The sequence below is a fragment of the Streptomyces sp. CRCS-T-1 genome (assembly GCF_024442335.1).
In the GTDB taxonomy this organism is placed as follows: Bacteria; Actinomycetota; Actinomycetes; order Streptomycetales; family Streptomycetaceae; genus Streptomyces; species Streptomyces koelreuteriae.
This window is the reverse complement of the sequence record NZ_CP101651.1, coordinates 3689754-3708850: the sequence shown is the minus strand read 5'-3', so window position 1 is coordinate 3708850 and position 19097 is coordinate 3689754. Positions and strand designations below refer to the sequence as shown.

At 71.4% G+C, this 19097-nt stretch carries 16 protein-coding genes; 14 read left to right on the top strand and 2 right to left on the bottom strand.

What is annotated here, in order from left to right:
- Window positions 1–94: 94 nt before the first annotated feature.
- Window positions 95–928, bottom strand: coding sequence for an HAD family phosphatase (locus tag NNW99_RS16555; RefSeq protein ID WP_215119918.1), 834 nt, complete (start codon window positions 926–928; stop codon window positions 95–97).
- A gap of 580 nt (window positions 929–1508) precedes the next feature.
- On the opposite strand from NNW99_RS16555, the gene ssd reads away from it, so the two are divergent.
- From ssd to NNW99_RS16520, 7 genes are all read left to right on the top strand, one after another.
- Window positions 1509–2612, top strand: coding sequence for a septum site-determining protein Ssd (ssd, locus tag NNW99_RS16550; RefSeq protein WP_215119917.1), 1104 nt, complete (start codon window positions 1509–1511; stop codon window positions 2610–2612).
- Entirely contained in the window at window positions 2609–3850 is a 1242-nt protein-coding gene (locus tag NNW99_RS16545) for a TadA family conjugal transfer-associated ATPase (RefSeq protein ID WP_215119916.1), read from the top strand. Before ssd ends, NNW99_RS16545 begins: the two co-directional genes overlap by 4 nt.
- Before the next feature lie 34 nt (window positions 3851–3884).
- Window positions 3885–4757: a type II secretion system F family protein gene (locus tag NNW99_RS16540; protein WP_215119915.1), complete on the top strand. Its 873-nt coding sequence runs from the start codon at window positions 3885–3887 to the stop codon at window positions 4755–4757.
- Window positions 4754–5545 carry a type II secretion system F family protein gene (locus NNW99_RS16535; RefSeq protein ID WP_215119914.1) on the top strand — a complete coding sequence of 264 codons (792 nt, stop codon included), beginning with the start codon at window positions 4754–4756 and terminating at the stop codon, window positions 5543–5545. The genes NNW99_RS16540 and NNW99_RS16535 overlap by 4 nt, the downstream gene beginning before the upstream one ends.
- Before the next feature lie 85 nt (window positions 5546–5630).
- Entirely contained in the window at window positions 5631–5840 is a 210-nt protein-coding gene (locus tag NNW99_RS16530) for a DUF4244 domain-containing protein (protein WP_215119913.1), read from the top strand.
- Window positions 5827–6186: a TadE family type IV pilus minor pilin gene (locus NNW99_RS16525; protein ID WP_215119912.1), complete on the top strand. Its 360-nt coding sequence runs from the start codon at window positions 5827–5829 to the stop codon at window positions 6184–6186. Before NNW99_RS16530 ends, NNW99_RS16525 begins: the two co-directional genes overlap by 14 nt.
- On the top strand, window positions 6183–6605 hold the full coding sequence (locus NNW99_RS16520; protein WP_215119911.1) for an Rv3654c family TadE-like protein: 423 nt from the start codon (window positions 6183–6185) through the stop codon (window positions 6603–6605). Before NNW99_RS16525 ends, NNW99_RS16520 begins: the two co-directional genes overlap by 4 nt.
- Here the strand turns inward: NNW99_RS16520 and NNW99_RS16515 are convergent.
- On the bottom strand, window positions 6508–9147 hold the full coding sequence (locus NNW99_RS16515) for a DEAD/DEAH box helicase (protein WP_251057823.1): 2640 nt from the start codon (window positions 9145–9147) through the stop codon (window positions 6508–6510). The two genes, NNW99_RS16520 and NNW99_RS16515, sit on opposite strands and share 98 nt — an antisense overlap.
- Window positions 9148–9225: 78 nt before the next feature.
- On the opposite strand from NNW99_RS16515, the gene bldG reads away from it, so the two are divergent.
- The 7 genes from bldG (at window position 9226) to topA (ending at window position 19014) form a co-directional block, all read left to right on the top strand.
- Window positions 9226–9567, top strand: coding sequence for an anti-sigma factor antagonist BldG (gene bldG / locus NNW99_RS16510; RefSeq protein WP_003991900.1), 342 nt, complete (start codon window positions 9226–9228; stop codon window positions 9565–9567).
- Between the two features lie 133 nt (window positions 9568–9700).
- Window positions 9701–10132 carry an ATP-binding protein gene (locus tag NNW99_RS16505; protein ID WP_215119910.1) on the top strand — a complete coding sequence of 144 codons (432 nt, stop codon included), beginning with the start codon at window positions 9701–9703 and terminating at the stop codon, window positions 10130–10132.
- A 274-nt stretch (window positions 10133–10406) separates the two neighbouring features.
- Entirely contained in the window at window positions 10407–12812 is a 2406-nt protein-coding gene (locus tag NNW99_RS16500; RefSeq protein WP_215119909.1) for a sodium-translocating pyrophosphatase, read from the top strand.
- A gap of 193 nt (window positions 12813–13005) precedes the next feature.
- Window positions 13006–13587 (top strand): small secreted protein, encoded by a 582-nt coding sequence (locus tag NNW99_RS16495; protein WP_215119908.1) that lies wholly within the window; start codon window positions 13006–13008, stop codon window positions 13585–13587.
- Window positions 13588–13886: 299 nt separating this feature from the next.
- Window positions 13887–15422 (top strand): methyltransferase, encoded by a 1536-nt coding sequence (locus NNW99_RS16490; protein WP_215119907.1) that lies wholly within the window; start codon window positions 13887–13889, stop codon window positions 15420–15422.
- A gap of 246 nt (window positions 15423–15668) precedes the next feature.
- On the top strand, window positions 15669–15866 hold the full coding sequence (locus tag NNW99_RS16485; protein WP_215119906.1) for a hypothetical protein: 198 nt from the start codon (window positions 15669–15671) through the stop codon (window positions 15864–15866).
- A 247-nt stretch (window positions 15867–16113) separates the two neighbouring features.
- A complete protein-coding gene (gene topA, locus NNW99_RS16480; protein WP_215119905.1) occupies window positions 16114–19014 on the top strand; it encodes a type I DNA topoisomerase in 2901 nt (966 codons plus the stop codon).
- The last annotated feature ends 83 nt before the right edge of the window (window positions 19015–19097 follow it).

The window sequence follows — 19097 nt, the reverse complement described above, 5'->3', positions numbered from 1 at the left end:
GTTGAGTCCTTTGTACTCCTGCCCCGCAGCAAGCGGAAGTCCAGGCTGTACTTCTTTACTTTTGCGTTCAAACAGGACTTCTGGTCGTCCCGGGTCAGGCGACCGTCGCCCGGCGCCGGTTCGCGTACCAGACGAGTCCCGCGGTGGCCGCAGCGGCACCTATCGCGGCGACCGCGACGAGCGCCGGGCGCGGCGGTACGGAGAACGCGGGGATGCGCTGCTTGAGCCGGACGGGGCGGTGGAAGTCCAGGATCGGCCACTCGCGCGTGAGGGCCTCGCGGCGCAGCGCGCGGTCCGGGTTGACGGCATGGGGGTTGCCGACGGACTCCAGCATCGGGACGTCGGTCGCCGAGTCGCTGTAGGCGTAGCAGCGGCTGAGGTCGTAGCCCTCGGACGCGGCCAGCTCCCTGATGGCCTCGGCCTTGGTCGGGCCGTACGCGTAGTACTCCACCTCGCCGGTGAAGCAGCCGTCGTCGCCCACGACCATGCGGGTCGCCACCACGCGGTCCGCGCCGAGGAGTTCACCGATCGGCTCGACCACCTCCGCGCCCGATGTGGACACGATCACGACGTCGCGGCCGGCGGTGTGGTGCTCCTCGATGAGGGAGGCGGCCTCGTCGTAGATGATCGGGTCGATCAGATCGTGCAGCGTCTCGGCGACGATCTCCTTCACCTGCTGCACGTTCCAGCCGCGGCACAGCGCGGACAAGTAGGCGCGCATACGCTCCATCTGGTCGTGGTCGGCGCCGCCGGCCAGGAAGACGAACTGGGCATATGCGGTGCGCAAGACAGCCCTGCGGTTGATCAGACCGCCTTGGTAGAACGACTTGCTGAAGGTGAGCGTGCTCGACTTCGCAATGACCGTCTTGTCCAGATCAAAGAAGGCCGCTGTGCGGGGCAAGGAGTGGTTTTCCACGCCCCCGAGCATAGGGGCAGCCCATTCGGCGTAAGGTGGGGCGCGTGGGTTTGCCTGAGAGGGCTCTCGGGTACACCATGGAAGTCACGGATCGTTCGCGACCGTGCTAACCCGGCCCGACTCCTCCCCCCCCGAGTCGGCCGTGGGGACGACCCCCGCTCTCCCCCCCGGCGGGGGTCGTCGCATGTCCGGGTGGGTTTTCTCCCTCTTTCAACGGTCTGATCGCCGTTCTGCTGTGGCCCTGGTGGCGATGTTGTCATGCGCATGACTCATCACGTTGTGTAGCCGTCGGACTGCTCTGTGGAAGTCGCACAGAGGGCCTGCGGCGGTCACCGGTATGGGTGACGGCGATATTCACAACTGTCCAAGCGTCCACAGTTATCCACCAAGATCCACACGATTTCCGGGATCGCTGCACCGTGATTCCCACGCACCCCGCTCGCGGCGAAGTTCATGGCCGGTTCCGATTGCCGGGGGCGTTTGGCCGGTTTCTGTCGGCCATGCAAAGGGAGGCCGCCTTGTCGGTTCTTCCCATGTTCGGGAATCGCGGGGCCCCAGGGCCGCGCGAGGCAAGCAGTGAAGGGGGATGACCGTGGCCGGAGCCGTCACACACGATCCACCACCGGCCGCCGGAGGGCGGCAGGGCGGACCATTGATCGTCACCGAGGACACCGACCTCCTCGACGACCTGCTGCGCCTGTGCGCGGCGGCGGGCGCCACGCCCGAGGTGCACCACGGAGTGCCGCAGCGCAGAGGGAGCTGGGAGGCCGCGCCGCTCGTCCTCGTGGGCGACGACGCCGCGCGGCGGGTACGCGGGGCCGTGCACAGAAGGGGCGTCGTCCTCGTCGGCCGGGACCAGGACGACTCGGGGGTGTGGCGGCGGGCCGTCGAGATCGGCGCCGAGCACGTCCTGATGCTGCCCGACGGCGAGCAGTGGCTCGTCGACCGCATCGCCGACGTGGCCGAGGGCGTCGGCCGCCCCGCCCTCACCGTGGGCGTCATCGGCGGCCGGGGCGGGGCCGGAGCGTCCACGCTCGCGTGCGCGCTGGCCGTCACCTCCGCGCGGGAGGGACTGCGCACGCTCCTCGTGGACGCCGATCCGCTGGGCGGCGGACTCGATGTACTCCTCGGCGGTGAGACGGCCGAAGGGCTGCGCTGGCCCGCGTTCGCCTCCTCCCGCGGGCGGGTCGGCGGCGGCGCCCTGGAGGAGTCGCTGCCCGAGCTGCACTCGCTGCGGGTGCTCAGCTGGGACCGCGGCGACCGCATCGCCGTCCCGCCCCAGGCGGTGCGCGCGGTGCTCGCGGCGGCCCGGCGCCGGGGCGGCACGGTCGTGGTCGACCTGCCGCGCCGCATCGACGACGGCGTCGCCGAGGTGCTCACCCAACTGGACGTCGGCGTGCTGGTGGTACCCGCCGAGCTACGGGCCGTCGCGGCCGCCGGGCGCGTGGCGTCCGCTGTCGGCATGGTCCTGCGCGATCTGCGGGTGGCGGTCCGCGGGCCGTACTCTCCAGGGCTCGACGACCGGGAGGTGGCCCGGCTGCTCGGACTGCCCCTGGCCGGTGAGGTGCCTCTCGAGCCCGGGCTGCTGCGCCCGGACCAGGGCACGACACCACCGGGCGGCGCCCCGCGCGGACCGCTCGCCCGGTTCTGCAAGGGGTTCTGGGAGCGGGCCCTCGTCGAGGCCGGTGCCCCATGAGCGCGATGACCGAAGCGGTGTCCGGAGCCGAGGGCGCCGGGCTGCTCGACGGGGTGCGGCGGTGGCTGGCCGAGAGCGGATCCGAGCCGACCCCCGCGCGCGTGGCCCAGGCCCTGCGGGAACAGGGGCGGGTGCTCGGAGACGCCGAAGTCCTTGGTGCCGCAGCGCAGTTGCGGTCCGAACTCGTCGGCAGCGGGCCGCTGGAGCCGCTGCTCGCCGACCCGTCGGTGACGGACGTGCTGGTGTCGGCCCCCGACCGGGTCTGGGTGGACCGGGGCGGCGGACTGGAACTGACGTCGGTGCGCTTCGCCGACGCGGCGGCCGTACGACGACTCGCCCAGCGCCTCGCCGCCGTGGCCGGGCGCCGCCTGGACGACGCCCGGCCCTGGGCCGACGCCCGGCTGCCCGACGGAACCCGGCTGCACGCGGTACTGCCGCCGGTGGCCGTGGGCTGTGCCTGCCTGTCACTTCGGGTCGTACGGCCGCGTGCCTTCACCCTCGGCGAGCTGGTCGCGGCGGGCACGGTGCCGCCGGGCGGCGACCGCGTGCTGCGCGCCCTGCTCGACGCACGGCTGTCCTTCCTGGTCAGCGGGGGCACGGGCTCGGGCAAGACGACGCTGCTGAGTGCCCTTCTGGGGCTGGTGGGGCCCGACGAGCGGATCGTCCTCGCCGAGGACTCGGCGGAACTGCGGCCGGAGCATCCGCATGTGGTGCGGCTGGAGACCAGACCCGCCAACCAGGAGGGCGCGGGCCTCGTCACCCTCGAGGACCTGGTGCGCCAGGCACTGCGGATGCGGCCCGACCGGCTGGTCGTGGGCGAGGTGCGCGGGCCCGAAGTGGTGCATCTGCTGGCCGCGTTGAACACCGGCCACGAGGGCGGCTGCGGAACCGTCCACGCCAACGCCGCCGCCGATGTGCCGGCCCGGCTGGAGGCGCTCGGCACGGCCGCCGGGCTCGACCGGGCCGCCCTGCACAGCCAGGTCGCGGCAGCCCTCTCCGTGGTGCTGCACCTCGTACGCGACCGGGCCGGGCGGCGGCGGATCGCCGAGGTGCATGTGCTGGAGCGGGATCCCTCGGGGCTGGTGCGGACGGTGCCGGCGCTGCGGTGGGGCGCGGAGGCCTTCGTGCGCGAACGGGGGTGGGAGCGGCTGCGGGGGCTGCTGCGCGGTGAAGGCGGTGGCGGCGGGCCGGGGGAGGCCGGCCCTGTGCCGGTGACAGCGGGCGGGCGAGTCCGGTGACAGCGGGCGGGCGAGCGATGACGGGGGCCGGGTGATGGCAGGGGTGGCTGAGATGTCGATGGGGGCGGCCGTGGCGTGTATGGGGGCGGCGGTCTGGCTGTTGGGGGAGCGGGGCTCGGTGGCGCCTCGGGCGCGCTTGCTGCTCGCGGGCGGCGGGGTCGTCGGGAGTGGGCCGTCCGGGTGGCGGCGGATGACCGGTGGGCTGCGGCGGGTCCGCGGGCGGTTGCGGGCCGAGTGGTGGTCGCCGGTGGCCGGGCTGGTGCTGGCGGTACTCGGCGCGTCGGTGCTGCCCGTCGTCCTGGGAGCGGCCGGGGTGCCGTTGCTGCGGCGGGTCCGCCTGGCCGGGCGGGCGGCGCGGGACCGGGAGCGCCGAGCGGATGCGGTGATCGCGTTGTGCGGGGCGCTCGCCGGGGAGGTGAGGGCCGGACGCCAGCCGGGTGAGGCGCTGTTGCGGGCCGCGCGGGACTGCGGCGGACCGGTGGACGCGCAGGCGACGGTTCTGGCGGCGGCGCGCTTCGGCGGCGACGTGCCGGGCGCGCTCGAGGCGGCGGCCAGGCAACCGGGTGGCGAGGGGCTGCGGGGGCTCGCGGCGTGCTGGCGGGTGGCCGTGGACCAAGGCGCGGGGCTCGCGGCCGGACTCGACCGGCTCGCCGCCGCCCTGCGTGCCGAGCGGGACCAACGCTCCGACCTTCGAGCCCAGTTGGCGGGCGCCCGGGCCACGGCGGTGATGCTCGCCTGCCTGCCCGCCCTGGGGCTCCTCATCGGCACCGCCCTCGGCGCCGACCCCCTCCACATCCTGCTCCACACAGGGGCCGGACTGGGCTGTCTGGTGGTCGGCGGTGTGCTGGAGGGCCTGGGGCTGTGGTGGGTGCTGCGGATCGTGCGGGGCGCGGAGGAGTCGGCATGAGCGGGGAAGTTGTCCACAGGCTGGGGGTGACGGTGGGGATCCTGCTGGCCCTCGGGTGGTCGGTGCGGTGGCTGACGGAGGCCCGGCGCCGCAGGAGGACGCGACGGCGGCTGGCCGAACTGTCGCCCCGGGAGGCGACCGCTCCCGTCCCGCGCCTCGCCTTGGGCCGGGCTGCTGCACGGACTTGGCTGCCTCCTGTGGGTGTGGCGTGCGCCGGCTGGGCGCTGGTCGGTGGCCTCGCCGGTGTCGTCGTGGGGCTGGCCGGAGCGGTGGGGATGTGGCGCTGGCGGCTTCGGCAGGAGGCGGCGGGTGCGGACGCGCGGGCGCCCGATCTCGCCGAGGCGGCTCGGCAACTCCCCCTCGCCGCCGATCTGCTGGCGGCCTGCATCGCGGCGGGTGCCGGCCCGGTGATCGCGGCACAGGCGGTGGGAGAGGCCCTGGGCGGCCCCGTGGGCGACGCCTTGGCGCGTGGCGCGGCGGAGGTCCGGCTGGGCGGTGAACCGGGCGCGGCCTGGGTGCGGCTGGCCGCCGTCCCGGGCGCAGCGGGCCTGGCCCGGCTGCTCGAACGGGCCGGAGTGTCCGGACTGCCCGCCGCCGCACCGGTCGCACGGCTCGCCGCGGAGGCCCGGGCCGACTGGGGCCGCGCCGCGACGGCCCGGGCCCGCCGGGCGGGCGTCATGGTCAGCGCTCCGGTCGGGCTGTGCTTCCTGCCCGCGTTCATCGCGGTCGGCGTGCTGCCCGTGGTGATCGGGCTCGCGGGCGGGGTGCTCGGAGGAGGTGGTGGATGACGCGGATACGGGCCGAGACAGCCGGAGACAGCGACAGAAGTCAGCAGGACCCGAAGGAAGTTCGGACTTTTTCACGGAGGTTGAGATGTATCAGGCGGTACGGGCACGGCTGCGTGCCCTGGTGTGCGGAATGCGGGCGGCGCGGAGGGACGCGGGAATGGTCACGTCCGAGTACGCGATGGGAATCGTGGCGGCGGTGGCGTTCGCGGTGGTGCTCTACAAGGTCGTCACCAGCGGCGCGGTCAGCGGGGAGCTGCAGAGCATCGTGACGGAAGCCCTCAATGCGCGGATGTGAGCGGGATTCGGACCGGGGGTTCGTCACGGCGGAGTCGGCCGTGGTGCTGCCCGTGCTGGTGATGTTCGCGATGGCGCTGGTGTGCGGTCTGCTGGCCGTGGCCGCGCAGATCCAGTGCGTGGACGCGGCGCGGACGGGCGCTCGCGCCGCGGCCCGCCAGGACCCGCCCGGCGCGGTCGTGCGGCTGACCCGCGAGGCGGCACCGCCCGGCGCGAAGGTGACCGTCAGCCGGGAGGCGGAACACGTCCGGGTGATCGTCGTGGCCGCACCGCCGGGGTTGAGCGGGCTGCCCTTCGCCGTGCGCGAGGAGGCCGTGGCGTCGGTGGAGGAGGCGGTGGGCACATGAGACGCCGGGTCATGACACGCGACGTCTCGGACCGGGGTTCCGCCACCGTCTGGAGCGTCGGGGCGATCGCCGTCCTGTGTGTGGTGTTCGGCGTCGTCCTCGCGCTGGGACAGGCCGTCGCGATCCGGCACCGTGCGGCGGGCGGTGCGGATCTCGCGGCGCTCGCGGCGGCGGACCACTGGGCCGAGGGCGGTACGGCGGCCTGTGCCCGGGCGGGCGGGGTGGCCCGGGCACAGGGGGTGCGGCTCGTGCGGTGCGAGGTGGTCGGCGATGTCTCGGACGTCACGGCGGCGTCCGGGCGAGGGCCGTTCACGGCGGAGGTCAGGGCGCGGGCGGGGCCTCCGTCGGCCTCCCTGGAGCCGCTTCCGACGGCTGCTCCGTCGACTCCCCTGGAGCGGCTTCCGGCGGCTCCTCCGTAGCTCGCGTCGGCGGCGAGGAGGGCGCCGGCCGGTCCTCCGACGGCTTCTCCGGGCCTCCGGTAGGCCGCTCCTCCGTCTCCTCCGCCTCCTTCTCCTCGGGGGCGCCCTCCAGCAGCACAGTGAGCAGCCGCACCGCCCCCCTCTTGTGCAATGGGTCGTTGCCGTTGCCGCACTTGGGGGACTGGATGCAGGACGGGCAGCCGGCGTCGCACTCGCAGGAGGCGATGGCCTGGCGGGTGGCGGTCAGCCAGGTGCGGGCCGTGTGGAAGGCGCGCTCCGCGAAGCCCGCGCCGCCGGGGTGGCCGTCGTAGACGAAGACCGTGGGCAGCAGTGTGTCGGGATGGAGCGGGATCGACACGCCGCCGATGTCCCAGCGGTCGCAGGTCGCGAAGAGGGGCAGCAGGCCGATCGAGGCGTGCTCGGCGGCGTGCAGGGAGCCCCCGAGGATCTCCGGATTGATCCGGGCCCGGTCGAGTTGGTCCTCGGTGACGGTCCACCACACGGCCCGGGTGCGCAGCGTACGAGGAGGGAGGTCGAGTTTCGTCTCGCCCAGCACTTCACCGGTGATGAGCCGTCTGCGGAGGAAGGAGACGACCTGGTTGGTGACCTCGACGGAGCCGTAGCAGAGGCGGCCGTCGCCCCAGGGGATCTCGGTGTCCGTCTCCAGGACGGAGATCGACGTCGTGTCGCGGGCGACCGTGGAGTAGGGCGGGGCGGCCTCCTCGACGAGGGCGACGGAGTCCTCCATGTCCAGGGAGCGGACCAGGTAGGTGCGGCCCTGGTGGAGGTGCACGGCGCCTTCGTGCACCGTCGAGTGCGCGGCGCCGGCGTCGACCGTGCCGAGCAGCCGGCCCGTGCCGGTCTCGACGACCTGGACCGGGCGTCCGCCCTCGCCGCGGATGTCGGTCAGGTCGGCGGCGCGCTCGCGGCGGGTCCAGTGCCAGGCCTTGGTACGGCGGCGCAGCAGCTTGGCCGCCTCCAGCTGGGGCAGAAGGCCTTCGCTGGCCGGGCCGAACAGGTCGAGGTCCTCGTCCGTCAGGGGCAGTTCCGCGGCGGCCGCGCACAGGTGCGGGGCCAGCACATAGGGGTTGTCCGGGTCGAGGACCGTGGACTCGACGGGCTGGTCGAAGAGGGCCTCCGGGTGGTGGACCAGGAAGGTGTCCAGCGGGTCGTCGCGGGCCACCAGGACGGCCAGCGCCCCCTGCCCGGAGCGTCCGGCCCGGCCCGCCTGCTGCCACAGGGAGGCGCGGGTGCCCGGGTATCCGGCGATGACGACGGCGTCCAGACCGGAGATGTCGATGCCGAGTTCGAGGGCGTTCGTCGCGGCGAGGCCCAGGAGTTCACCCGAATGGAGGGCGTGTTCGAGTGCGCGGCGCTCTTCCGGGAGATAGCCGCCCCGGTACGCCGCGACACGCCGGGCCAGCGACCGGTCGACCTCGGCCAGACGCTCCTGGGAGATGACCGAGATCAGCTCGGCGCCGCGCCGGGAGCGCACGAAGGCGACCGAGCGCACGCCCTGCACGGTGAGGTCGGTCAGCAGGTCGGCGGCCTCCGCGGTGGCCGTGCGGCGGACGGGGGCGCCCTTCTCGCCGTGCAGCTCGGTCAGCGGCGGCTCCCACAGGGCGAACACCAGTTCGCCGCGAGGTGAGGCGTCGTCGGCGACCTCCAGCACCGGCAGGCCGGTGAGGCGGCGGGCCGCCACCGAGGGCTCGGCGGCGGTCGCTGAGGCCAGCAGGAACACGGGCGAGGCCCCGTAACGGGCGCACAGGCGGCGCAGCCGGCGCAGCACCTGGGCGACGTGCGAGCCGAACACGCCGCGGTAGGTGTGGCACTCGTCGATGACGACGTATTTCAGCGATTTCAGGAAGGAGGACCAGCGGGGGTGGGACGGAAGGATCCCGCGGTGCAGCATGTCCGGGTTGGTCAGGACGTAGTTGCCGTACTGGCGGATCCACTCGCGTTCCTCGAACGGAGTGTCGCCGTCGTAGACGGCCGCGCGCACCGAATGGCCCAGTGGATGTGAAAGTTCCTTCACCGAGCGGCACTGGTCCGCCGCAAGGGCCTTGGTGGGAGCCAGATAGAGGGTGGTCGCGCCACGGCCGTTCGGGGCCTCGGCGCCCTCCAGAAGGGCGGACAGGACCGGCACGAGGTACGCCAGGGACTTGCCGGAGGCCGTGCCCGTCGCGACGACGACCGACTCGCCGTCCAGCGCGTGCTCGGCCGCGCGCGCCTGATGGGCCCAAGGGTGTTCGATGCCGGCGGCGCGCACGGCGGCGAGCACCTCCGCGCGGATCCGGTCCGGCCAGACGGCATGCCGACCCTCGCGCGGGGGCAAGTGCTCCGTATGAGTAACACGCGAAGCCCTGCTCGGACCGGATGTGAGCCGGTCCAGGACCACGCCCGGCGCGGGTCGGGAGGCAGGGTCCGTCGGGGTTCGATCGGATCGGTGATTCTTGGCCATCGGCACCGAGTGTGTCACTGGCGTGACGGACAATGGAGCCAAGGCGTCGTGCACGCCTGCCGGTAAGTGATTGAATGCCATCGCGGCTGGCGAAGCGTCCAAGGGCTGAAGCCGAGTGCCCTTAGGGCGACCGCTCGATAGCAAGGTGCTGGAGGATCCGTGGACCTGTCCCTGTCGACCGAGACCATGGGCGATCGCACGATCGTCAGGGTCGGTGGCGAAATCGACGTATATACCGCGCCCAAGCTGCGCGAGCAGTTGGTCGAGCTGGTGAACGACGGCAGTTTCCACCTTGTCGTCGACATGGAGGGCGTGGACTTCCTCGACTCCACCGGACTCGGCGTACTGGTCGGCGGCCTGAAGCGTGTGCGAGCCCATGAGGGCTCCCTGCGCCTGGTCTGCAACCAGGAGCGCATTCTGAAGATCTTCCGTATCACCGGCCTCACCAAGGTGTTCCCGATTCACACCTCGGTCGAGGAAGCGGTTGCGGCCACCGACTGACACCGGTCCCGGGCTTCGTGCCCGGGCCGGCCGAAGCACGGCAGAAGTTCGGAAGAAGTGAAGACCGAGGGGGCCCGGGCTTTCGGCGGCCCGGAGCCTCCCCACAGCACGCCCGTAGTTGCGAGGGGGATGCATGGCCACCGTTGAGCTCCGCTTCAGCGCGCTGCCCGAGCACGTCAGGACCGCCCGACTGGTGGCGGCAGCGGTGGCGCGCAGGGCCGGAGTGGACGAGGCCGTCCTCGACGAGGTCAGGCTCGCCGTCGGTGAGGCGTGCACCCGTGCCGTCGGGCTGCACCAGACCGTGGGGATCTCGGCACCGGTGAAGGTGCTGCTGATCGAGGAGGAGAAGCAGTTCTCCATCGAGGTCGGCGACGAGGCCCCGCACGCGGTACCGGGTGAGCACGCGCCCGGCCCCGGCGACCCCGACGGGGAAGCCGACGAGGACGAGATGGGCCTCGCGGTCATCAGCGGACTCGTCGACGACGTCGAGGTCAGCGCGGGCGAGCACGGCGGATCGATCAAGATGACGTGGCCGACCACGCCGCCGCCGACGATTCTGGTCTGAACCGGCCACGCCACACACCGTTCCTGACGAAGGGCCCCACCCGTGGGGCCCTTCGTCATGTGCGGCTGTCAGTGCTCGCCTTTACAGTAGTTCCTGTGCCGTTCATCGCGTGAATTCGTTCACGATCATTCGTATGCTCCACGGACGTCTCGGAATGCTTTCAGGGCATTACCTCGGAAGTCTAATTCCGTTTATCGCGCTCTGTTTTGATCAGGTTCCGGTACCTACAATCCCGTCCACATCTTGAGCTCAGCCCAAGCGTCAAGGAGGACGAATGGCGGGGCTTTTCAACTCACCACAGTCGGGCCATCCCACAGACCTCGCAGCCGCTGTACTGACCGACGGCAACCGCGTTCTCGTCGTGGTCATCGCGGTCGTCGCACTGGCGGCACTGGCGGTCGCGGGCGTCCTGGTGCGCCAGGTACTCGCGGCCGGCGAGGGCACCGACAGCATGAAGAAGATCGCGGCGGCGGTCCAGGAAGGCGCGAACGCCTATCTGGCACGGCAGCTTCGCACGCTCGGCGTATTCGCCGTGGTCGTGTTCTTCCTGCTCATGCTGCTGCCCGCGGACGACTGGAATCAGCGTGCCGGACGTTCGGTGTTCTTCCTGATCGGAGCGGCGTTCTCGGCGGCCACCGGCTATATCGGCATGTGGCTCGCCGTACGCAGCAATGTGCGTGTCGCCGCGGCGGCGCGTGAAGCCACACCGGCGGCAGGCGAGCCGGAAAAGGATCTGACCGCGGTCTCGCACAAGGCGATGAAGATCGCATTTCGCACGGGCGGCGTGGTCGGCATGTTCACGGTGGGCCTCGGCCTGCTGGGCGCCTCGTGCGTGGTGCTGGTGTACGCGGCCGACGCGCCGAAGGTGCTCGAGGGCTTCGGCCTCGGGGCCGCGCTGATCGCGATGTTCATGCGTGTCGGCGGCGGCATCTTCACCAAGGCCGCCGACGTCGGCGCCGACCTGGTCGGCAAGGTCGAACAGGGCATTCCGGAGGACGATCCGCGCAATGCCGCGACCATCGCCGACAACGTGGGCGACAACGTCGGCGACTGCGCGGGCATGGCCGCCGACCTCTTCGAGTCGTACGCCGTCACCCTGGTCGCCGCGCTGATCCTCGGCTCGGCGGCCTTCGGCGACGCCGGGCTCGGCTTCCCGCTGCTCGTGCCGGCGATCGGTGTGATCACCGCGATGATCGGCATCTTCGCGGTGGCGCCCCGGCGCGCCGACCGCAGCGGCATGAGCGCCATCAACCGCGGGTTCTTCATCTCCGCGGTGATCTCGCTCGTGCTGGTGGCGGTGGCCGTGTTCGTCTACCTGCCGGGCAAGTACTCGGAGCTCGACGGCGTCACCGATGCCGCCGTCCTGGCCAAGGACGGCGATCCGCGGATCCTCGCCCTCGTCGCAGTGGCCATCGGCATCGTGCTCGCCGCCCTGATCCAGCAACTGACGGGCTACTTCACCGAGACCACCCGCCGGCCCGTCAGAGACATCGGCAAGACCTCGCTCACGGGTCCGGCCACCGTCGTCCTCGCCGGGATCTCCGTCGGACTCGAATCCGCCGTCTACACCGCCCTGTTGATCGGCCTCGGCGTGTACGGGGCGTTCCTGCTCGGCGGTACGTCGATCATGCTGGCGCTGTTCGCGGTAGCGCTGGCCGGCACCGGCCTGCTCACCACGGTCGGTGTGATCGTCGCGATGGACACCTTCGGGCCGGTCTCCGACAACGCGCAGGGCATCGCGGAGATGTCCGGTGACGTCGAGGGCGCGGGCGCGCAGGTGCTCACCAACCTGGACGCGGTCGGCAACACCACCAAGGCGATCACCAAGGGCATCGCGATCGCCACGGCCGTGCTCGCGGCGGCGGCGCTCTTCGGGTCGTACCGCGACGCGATCATCACCGGGGCACGCGACGTGGGCGAGAAACTCGGGGGCGAAGGGGCCCCGATGAGCCTGATGATGGACATCTCGCAGCCCAACAACCTCGTGGGCCTCATCGCGGGCGCGGCGGTCGTCTTCCTCTTCTCGGGGCTGGCGGTCAACGCGGTGTCGCGGTCGGCGGGTTCCGTGGTCTTCGAGGTGCGGCGGCAGTTCCGCGAGAAGCCCGGGATCATGGACTACAGCGAGGAGCCGGAGTACGGCAAGGTCGTCGACATCTGCACCAAGGACGCGCTGCGAGAGCTCGCCACGCCCGGACTGCTGGCCGTGCTGGCGCCGATCTTCATCGGGTTCACGCTCGGCGTCGGTCCGCTCGGCGCGTTCCTGGCGGGCGCGATCGGCGCGGGCACGCTGATGGCGGTGTTCCTGGCCAACTCCGGCGGCGCCTGGGACAACGCCAAGAAGCTCGTCGAGGACGGTCATCACGGAGGCAAGGGCAGCGAGGCCCATGCCGCGACCGTGATCGGCGACACCGTCGGCGACCCGTTCAAGGACACCGCCGGTCCCGCGATCAACCCGTTGCTCAAGGTCATGAACCTGGTCTCGCTGCTCATCGCGCCCGCAGTGATCAAGTTCTCCTACGGCCCGGACAAGAGCATCGGCATGCGGATCCTGATCGCGGCGCTCGCGTTCGCTGTGATCGCCGGCGCGGTCTACGTGTCAAAACGGCGCGGCATCGCCGTAGGTGACGAAAACAACGCCGAGCCGGAACCCAAGTCTCCGGATCCGGCGGTGGTTTCGTAGGGAGGTTCGTCAAGCCCCAGCTCAAGGTGCGGGCGGGCGGCGCGCGTTGGCGCGTCGCCCGCCCGCCCTGTGTGTTCGCACGCCACATCGTGAGCCTTGTCTCGCCCGGATCAAAAGGTAACAAAAAGGTCTTAATAGGTTCTCGGCGTGCGGTTGCCGTGCCCCTGGCGTGTATGTTCCGGGGCCGAGAGCCATGGAAGGGACCAAACCGGTGAACAAGAAGCTCGCGGCCGCACTGTCCGGCGGTGCGGTACTGGTACTGGCGCTGTCGGGCTGCGGCGGCGACGAGAACGAGAAGCTGGACTCCTGGGCCAAGGACGTCTGCGACGCCGTACAGCCGCAGGCCAAGAAGATCGAGTCGGCCAATGCCTCGATCCAGAAGGAGACCTCGGACAACAGCACACCGGAGGACGTCCAGAAGACCGACGCACAGGCCTTCCAGGACATGTCCGACGCCTACAAGGCGATCGGCACCGCGGTGAACAAGGCCGGCGCGCCGGACGTCGAGAACGGCGAGACGAAGCAGAAGGACGCGGTCAAGGAGCTCAACACGATCTCCGCGTCGTACGCCTCGCTGAAGAAGCAGGTCGACGACCTCGACACGAAGGACCAGGGCAAGTTCGCCGACGGTCTCAAGGACATCGCCACCGAGCTGGACAAGCTGAGCAAGAGCGGGAACGACGCGCTCAGCAAGCTGGAGGAGGGCGAGGTCGGCCAGGCGATGGCCCGGCAGACGAGCTGCAAGGCGGCGACGGGACCGGCGTCCGCGACCTGATCCGGCCGTTGGGGAGGGGCCCGCGACGGCTGAGCCGGGAGTGACGGCTCAGCCGGGAGTGACCGCTCGTCCGGGAGTGACGGCTCAGTCGGAAGTGACGGCTGGGCCGGGAGTGACCGTTCGTCCGGGAGTGACGGCTCAGTCGGAAGTGACGGCTGGGCCGGGAGTGACCGTTCGTCCGGAAGTGACGGCTGAGTCGGGAAGTGACGGCTGAGTCGGGAAGTGACGGCTGAGCCGAGCCGTACAGGCCCGCGCAATACCCGGCACGGGCACGTGCGCCACCGGCGCCTGCGGACACAATGGGGGGCGTGAGTAACGCCAGCCAGTCACCCTTGTCCCCGCTGCCCGCCCCCGACCGCCCCGAGGTCGCCGCCCGGCTCCGGGACGCCCTGCTCGGGGCCTCCTTCACCGCCGACGGACTGCTCGAACTGCTCGGCGCCCCCGCGTACGCGGCGCTGGCCCGGAGCGAGACCGTGCCCGCGCTCCGGGCGACCCGCGGGGACACACCGCTGGAGATGCTCGTCCGGCTGTTCCTGCTCCAGCAGCCCGTGCCGCACGCGCGCGTGGCGGACGTCCTGCCTGTCGACGCCTGCCTGGAGACCGGCTGGCTCGAGCGAGCGGGCGACGAGATCGCCGCCACGGTCGACGTGCGGCCCTACGGCGGGCCCGGCGGCGAGGACTGGTTCATCGTGTCGGACCTGGGCTGCGCGGTCGGCGGCGCCGGCGGGATCGGCAGCCGCGACGAGGGAGTCGTCCTGGGCGTAGGCGGCGCCTCCACGACCCTCGCCGGCATCACCGTCCGTACGCCCGTGGGCGCCGCCCTCGACCTCGGCACCGGTTCCGGCATCCAGGCGCTGCACGCGGCCCGGCACGCCACGCGCGTGACGGCCACCGACCTCAACCCGCGCGCGCTGCACATCACCGGTCTCACGTTGGCCCTGTCCGGCGCCCCGGCCGCCGAGCTGCGCGAGGGCTCCCTCTTCACCCCGGTCCGGGACGACGAGACGTACGACCTGATCGTCTCGAACCCGCCGTTCGTGATCTCTCCCGGTGCCCGGCTCACCTACCGCGACGGTGGCATGGGCGGGGACGATCTGTGCCGCACGCTCGTTTCGGAGGCGGGGGAGCGGCTGAACGAGGGCGGGTTCGCGCAGTTCCTCGCCAATTGGCAGCACGTGGAAGGGGAGGACTGGCAGGACCGGCTCAGGTCATGGGTGCCCCGGGGCTGTGACGCGTGGATCGTGCAGCGCGAGGTGCAGGACATCAATCAGTACGCCGAGCTGTGGCTGCGGGACGCGGGCGACCACGAGGGCGACACGGCGGAGTACCAGGCGCGGTACGACGCATGGCTCGACGAGTTCGAGGCGCGCAAGGTGAAGGCCGTCGGCTTCGGCTGGATCACCCTGCGCAGGACGGGCGCCGCCGTGCCCTCCCTCACGGTGGAGGAGTGGCCGCATCCGGTCGAGCAGCCGCTCGGGGACACCATCAAGGCCCACTTCGACCGGCTCGACCACCTCCGCGGCCACGACGACGCCGCCCTGCTCGAAGGGCACTTCCGGCTGGCCGCCGAGGTCGTGCAGGAGCAGGTCGGGCTGCCCGGCGCCGAGGACCCCGAGCATGTCGTGCTGCGCCAGAACCGCGGGATGCGCCGGGCGACCCGGGTGGACACGGTCGGGGCGGGCTTCGCGGGCGTCTGCGACGGCACGATGAGCGCCGGCCGCATCCTTGACGCCATCGCCCAGCTGATCGGCGAGGACCCGGTGCTGCTCCGCGATCGCACACCGGCCCAGATCCGGCTGCTCGTCGAGCAGGGGTTCCTGGAGCCGGTGCGCTGAGGACCCGGCGGAAAGACATCCGCCAAGCCATCCGCCAGACATCCGCCAAGACATCCGCCAAGATCCGCCAATAAATTTCGAGTCGATTTGAACACCTCGTCCCGAACGGGTTCCGAGGGCCGGGTCCTCCTCGATCCCCGGCCGCGTCGCCCCGGCGTTCACCTACGGTTCGCCTGCCCGCCGCCCACGCGTGTCAGCCTCCCGGGGCTGAGGAGTCGCGGACTGGGGAAAAGGGGCACGGGGGCCATGGAGAGCGAACCGGCGATCTTCGCGGGAGCGGTGTTCTCCCTGTTCGGAGGCGGACTGCTGGCGTGGACCGTGACGCGCGTGCGCCAGCACAGGCCCGTCGCCGAGGGTGTGAGGCCCGTCGCGTCGGCGACCCTCGCGAGCGTCGTCGCGGTGCTCGCCCTGGTGGTCGGAACCTGGTGCTTCACCCGCCTCTGAAGCCCCGGCCGACGTCGCGCCCGCCGGTAATCGGGAGGTCGCGCTCCGCATAGGACCGGGCCGGGTACGGGCACTCCGGGCGGCAGGAATGGTGGTAGTCGGGTTACCGTTCGAGTGGCCGTTGCGGGCTTTTCCCGTTTGACACGGGGGCGGGCTGTACCGTCACACTCCGCAGCGTCACCCACGACCCAGCCCCGGGCAAGCGACTCCGGGGAGGCCCCAGCGTCGACCGGAGAGAAGAGCGAAGTTGTCCCCGACCAGCGAGACCGCAGAGGGCGGCCGCCGACTCGTCATCGTCGAGTCGCCTGCCAAGGCGAAGACGATCAAGGGCTATCTCGGCCCCGGATACATCGTCGAGGCGAGCGTCGGGCACATCCGCGACCTTCCCAACGGCGCCGCGGAGGTGCCCGAGAAGTACACCGGCGAGGTCCGCCGCCTCGGTGTGGACGTCGAACACGACTTCCAGCCGATCTATGTGGTCAACGCCGACAAGAAGGCCCAGGTCAAGAAGCTCAAGGACCTGCTGAAGGAGTCCGACGAACTCTTCCTCGCCACCGATGAGGACCGCGAGGGCGAGGCCATCGCCTGGCACCTCCAGGAAGTCCTGAAGCCCAAGGTCCCGGTCAAGCGGATGGTCTTCCACGAGATCACCAAGGCCGCGATCCAGGCCGCCGTGGCCAACCCGCGCCAGCTCAACCAGAAGCTCGTCGACGCCCAGGAGACCCGCCGCATCCTCGACCGCCTCTACGGCTACGAGGTCTCGCCGGTCCTGTGGAAGAAGGTCATGCCGCGGCTGTCCGCGGGCCGTGTCCAGTCGGTCGCCACACGACTCGTCGTCGAGCGGGAACGCGAGCGCATCGCCTTCCGTTCAGCTGAGTACTGGGACCTGACGGGCACCTTCTCCCCCACTCTCGACTTCGCTCGAGCGGGGGGACCCCCATCCGGCCGCGCCGGTGACTCGTCGGACCCGTCGTCGCTGGTCGCGCGCCTGCAGTCCGTCGACGGCAGGCGGGTCGCGCAGGGCCGCGACTTCGACTCCCTGGGACAGCTGAAGAGCGCGAACACCCTGCACCTCGACGAGGCGAACGCCCGCGCCCTGGCCGCCGCCCTGGAGCAGACCCGGTTCGCCGTCCGCTCCGTCGAGTCCAAGCCCTACCGCCGCTCGCCGTACGCCCCGTTCCGTACGACGACGATGCAGCAGGAGGCCAGCCGCAAGCTCGGCTTCGGTGCGAAGGCCACCATGCAGGTCGCGCAGAAGCTGTACGAGAACGGCTACATCACCTACATGCGTACGGACTCCACGACCCTGAGCGACACGGCGGTCGCCGCCGCCCGCGCCCAGGTCACGCAGCTGTACGGCGCCGACTACCTGCCGCCGCAGCCGAGGACGTACGCCGGGAAGGTCAAGAACGCGCAGGAGGCGCACGAGGCGATCCGCCCCTCGGGTGATCGTTTCCGCACTCCCGCCGAGACCGGACTGACCGGCGACCAGTTCAAGCTCTACGAGCTGATCTGGAAGCGGACCGTCGCCTCCCAGATGAAGGACGCGACCGGCAACAGCGTCACGGTGAAGATCGGCGGCGCGGCCTCCGACGGCCGGGACGTCGAGTTCAGCGCGTCCGGCAAGACGATCACCTTCCACGGCTTCCTCAAGGCCTACGTCGAAGGCGCCGACGACCCGAACGCCGAGCTCGACGACCGCGAGCGCCGGCTGCCCCAGGTCTCCGAGGGCGACGCCCTGAGCGCCGAGGAGATCACGGTCGACGGGCACGCCACCAAGCCCCCGGCCCGCTACACCGAGGCCTCCCTGGTCAAGGAGCTGGAAGAGCGCGAGATCGGCCGCCCGTCGACGTACGCGTCGATCATCGGCACGATCCTCGACCGCGGCTATGTTTTCAAGAAGGGCACGGCACTCGTCCCGTCCTTCCTGTCCTTCGCCGTGGTCAACCTCCTGGAGAAGCACTTCGGGCGGCTCGTCGACTACGGCTTCACCGCCAAGATGGAGGACGACCTCGACCGCATCGCCCGCGGTGAGGCGCGTGCCGTGCCGTGGCTGAAGCGGTTCTACTTCGGTGAGACGGCATCCGACAGCGGCTCCGCCGCGGGCGTCGAGGGCGGTGCCGCCGACGCCGGCAACGGCGACGGGGACCACCTCGGCGGCCTCAAGGAGCTGGTGACCGACCTGGGCGCGATCGACGCCCGCGAGGTGTCGTCGTTCCCCGTGGGCAACGACATCGTGCTGCGGGTCGGCCGCTACGGGCCGTACATCGAGCGCGGTGAGAAGGACACCGAGCAGCACCAGCGCGCCGACATCCCGGACGACCTGGCGCCGGACGAGCTCTCCGTCGACCTCGCCGAGGAACTGCTCGCCAAGCCGAGCGGCGACTACGAACTGGGCCCCGACCCGGCCACCGGCCACACGATCGTCGCCAAGGACGGCCGCTACGGCCCGTATGTGACGGAGATCCTCCCCGAGGGCACCCCGAAGACGGGCAAGAACGCGGTCAAGCCGCGTACGGCCTCCCTCTTCAAGACGATGTCCCTGGACACGGTGACGCTCGACGACGCCCTGAAGCTGATGTCGCTGCCGCGTGTCGTCGGCGCCGACGCCGAGGGCCAGGAGATCACCGCGCAGAACGGCCGCTACGGCCCGTACCTGAAGAAGGGCACGGACTCGCGCTCGCTCCAGGCCGAGGAGCAGCTCTTCACGATCACGCTGGAAGAGGCGCTGGCGATCTACGCCCAGCCCAAGCAGCGGGGCCGGGCGGCCGCCAAGCCGCCGCTGAAGGAGCTGGGCGAGGACCCGGTCAGCGGCAAGCCGGTCGTCGTGAAGGACGGCCGCTTCGGGCCGTACGTCACCGACGGGGAGACCAACGCGACCCTGCGCTCCGGCGACAGCGTCGAGACGATCACCCAGGAGCGCGGCTTCGAGCTGCTCGCCGAGAAGCGCGCGAAGGGGCCGGCGAAGAAGACCGCCAAGAAGGCGGCCAAGAAGGCCCCGGCGAAGAAGACGACGGCCAAGAAGACCGCGGCGAAGAAGACCACGACCGCGAAGAAGACGACGGCCAAGAAGACCACCACGGCGAAGAAGACGACGGCGAAGACGGCGGCCAAGACGGCGACCGCCTCGAAGCCGGCGGAGGACTGAGGTCCTTTCAGGACCTGTCCGGGATCCGGACCTTCAAGGGTCCGGATCTTCGCCCAGGGTTCGGAAAGCGAACGCCCCGGCAC

What these genes read in the sequence shown, in the direction of transcription:
- NNW99_RS16505 (WP_215119910.1), top strand. Translation starts at nt 9,701, where the DNA reads ATGGCCACCGTTGAGCTCCGCTTCAGCGCGCTGCCCGAGCACGTCAGG.
- NNW99_RS16525 (WP_215119912.1), top strand. Translation starts at nt 5,827, where the DNA reads ATGCGCGGATGTGAGCGGGATTCGGACCGGGGGTTCGTCACGGCGGAG.
- NNW99_RS16530 (WP_215119913.1), top strand. Translation starts at nt 5,631, where the DNA reads ATGTATCAGGCGGTACGGGCACGGCTGCGTGCCCTGGTGTGCGGAATG.
- NNW99_RS16515 (WP_251057823.1), bottom strand. Translation starts at nt 9,147, where the DNA reads ATGGCATTCAATCACTTACCGGCAGGCGTGCACGACGCCTTGGCTCCA.
- NNW99_RS16485 (WP_215119906.1), top strand. Translation starts at nt 15,669, where the DNA reads ATGGAGAGCGAACCGGCGATCTTCGCGGGAGCGGTGTTCTCCCTGTTC.
- NNW99_RS16555 (WP_215119918.1), bottom strand. Translation starts at nt 928, where the DNA reads ATGCTCGGGGGCGTGGAAAACCACTCCTTGCCCCGCACAGCGGCCTTC.
- NNW99_RS16490 (WP_215119907.1), top strand. Translation starts at nt 13,887, where the DNA reads ATGGGGGGCGTGAGTAACGCCAGCCAGTCACCCTTGTCCCCGCTGCCC.
- NNW99_RS16500 (WP_215119909.1), top strand. Translation starts at nt 10,407, where the DNA reads ATGGCGGGGCTTTTCAACTCACCACAGTCGGGCCATCCCACAGACCTC.
- NNW99_RS16545 (WP_215119916.1), top strand. Translation starts at nt 2,609, where the DNA reads ATGAGCGCGATGACCGAAGCGGTGTCCGGAGCCGAGGGCGCCGGGCTG.
- NNW99_RS16495 (WP_215119908.1), top strand. Translation starts at nt 13,006, where the DNA reads ATGGAAGGGACCAAACCGGTGAACAAGAAGCTCGCGGCCGCACTGTCC.
- NNW99_RS16520 (WP_215119911.1), top strand. Translation starts at nt 6,183, where the DNA reads ATGAGACGCCGGGTCATGACACGCGACGTCTCGGACCGGGGTTCCGCC.
- NNW99_RS16535 (WP_215119914.1), top strand. Translation starts at nt 4,754, where the DNA reads ATGAGCGGGGAAGTTGTCCACAGGCTGGGGGTGACGGTGGGGATCCTG.
- NNW99_RS16540 (WP_215119915.1), top strand. Translation starts at nt 3,885, where the DNA reads ATGGCAGGGGTGGCTGAGATGTCGATGGGGGCGGCCGTGGCGTGTATG.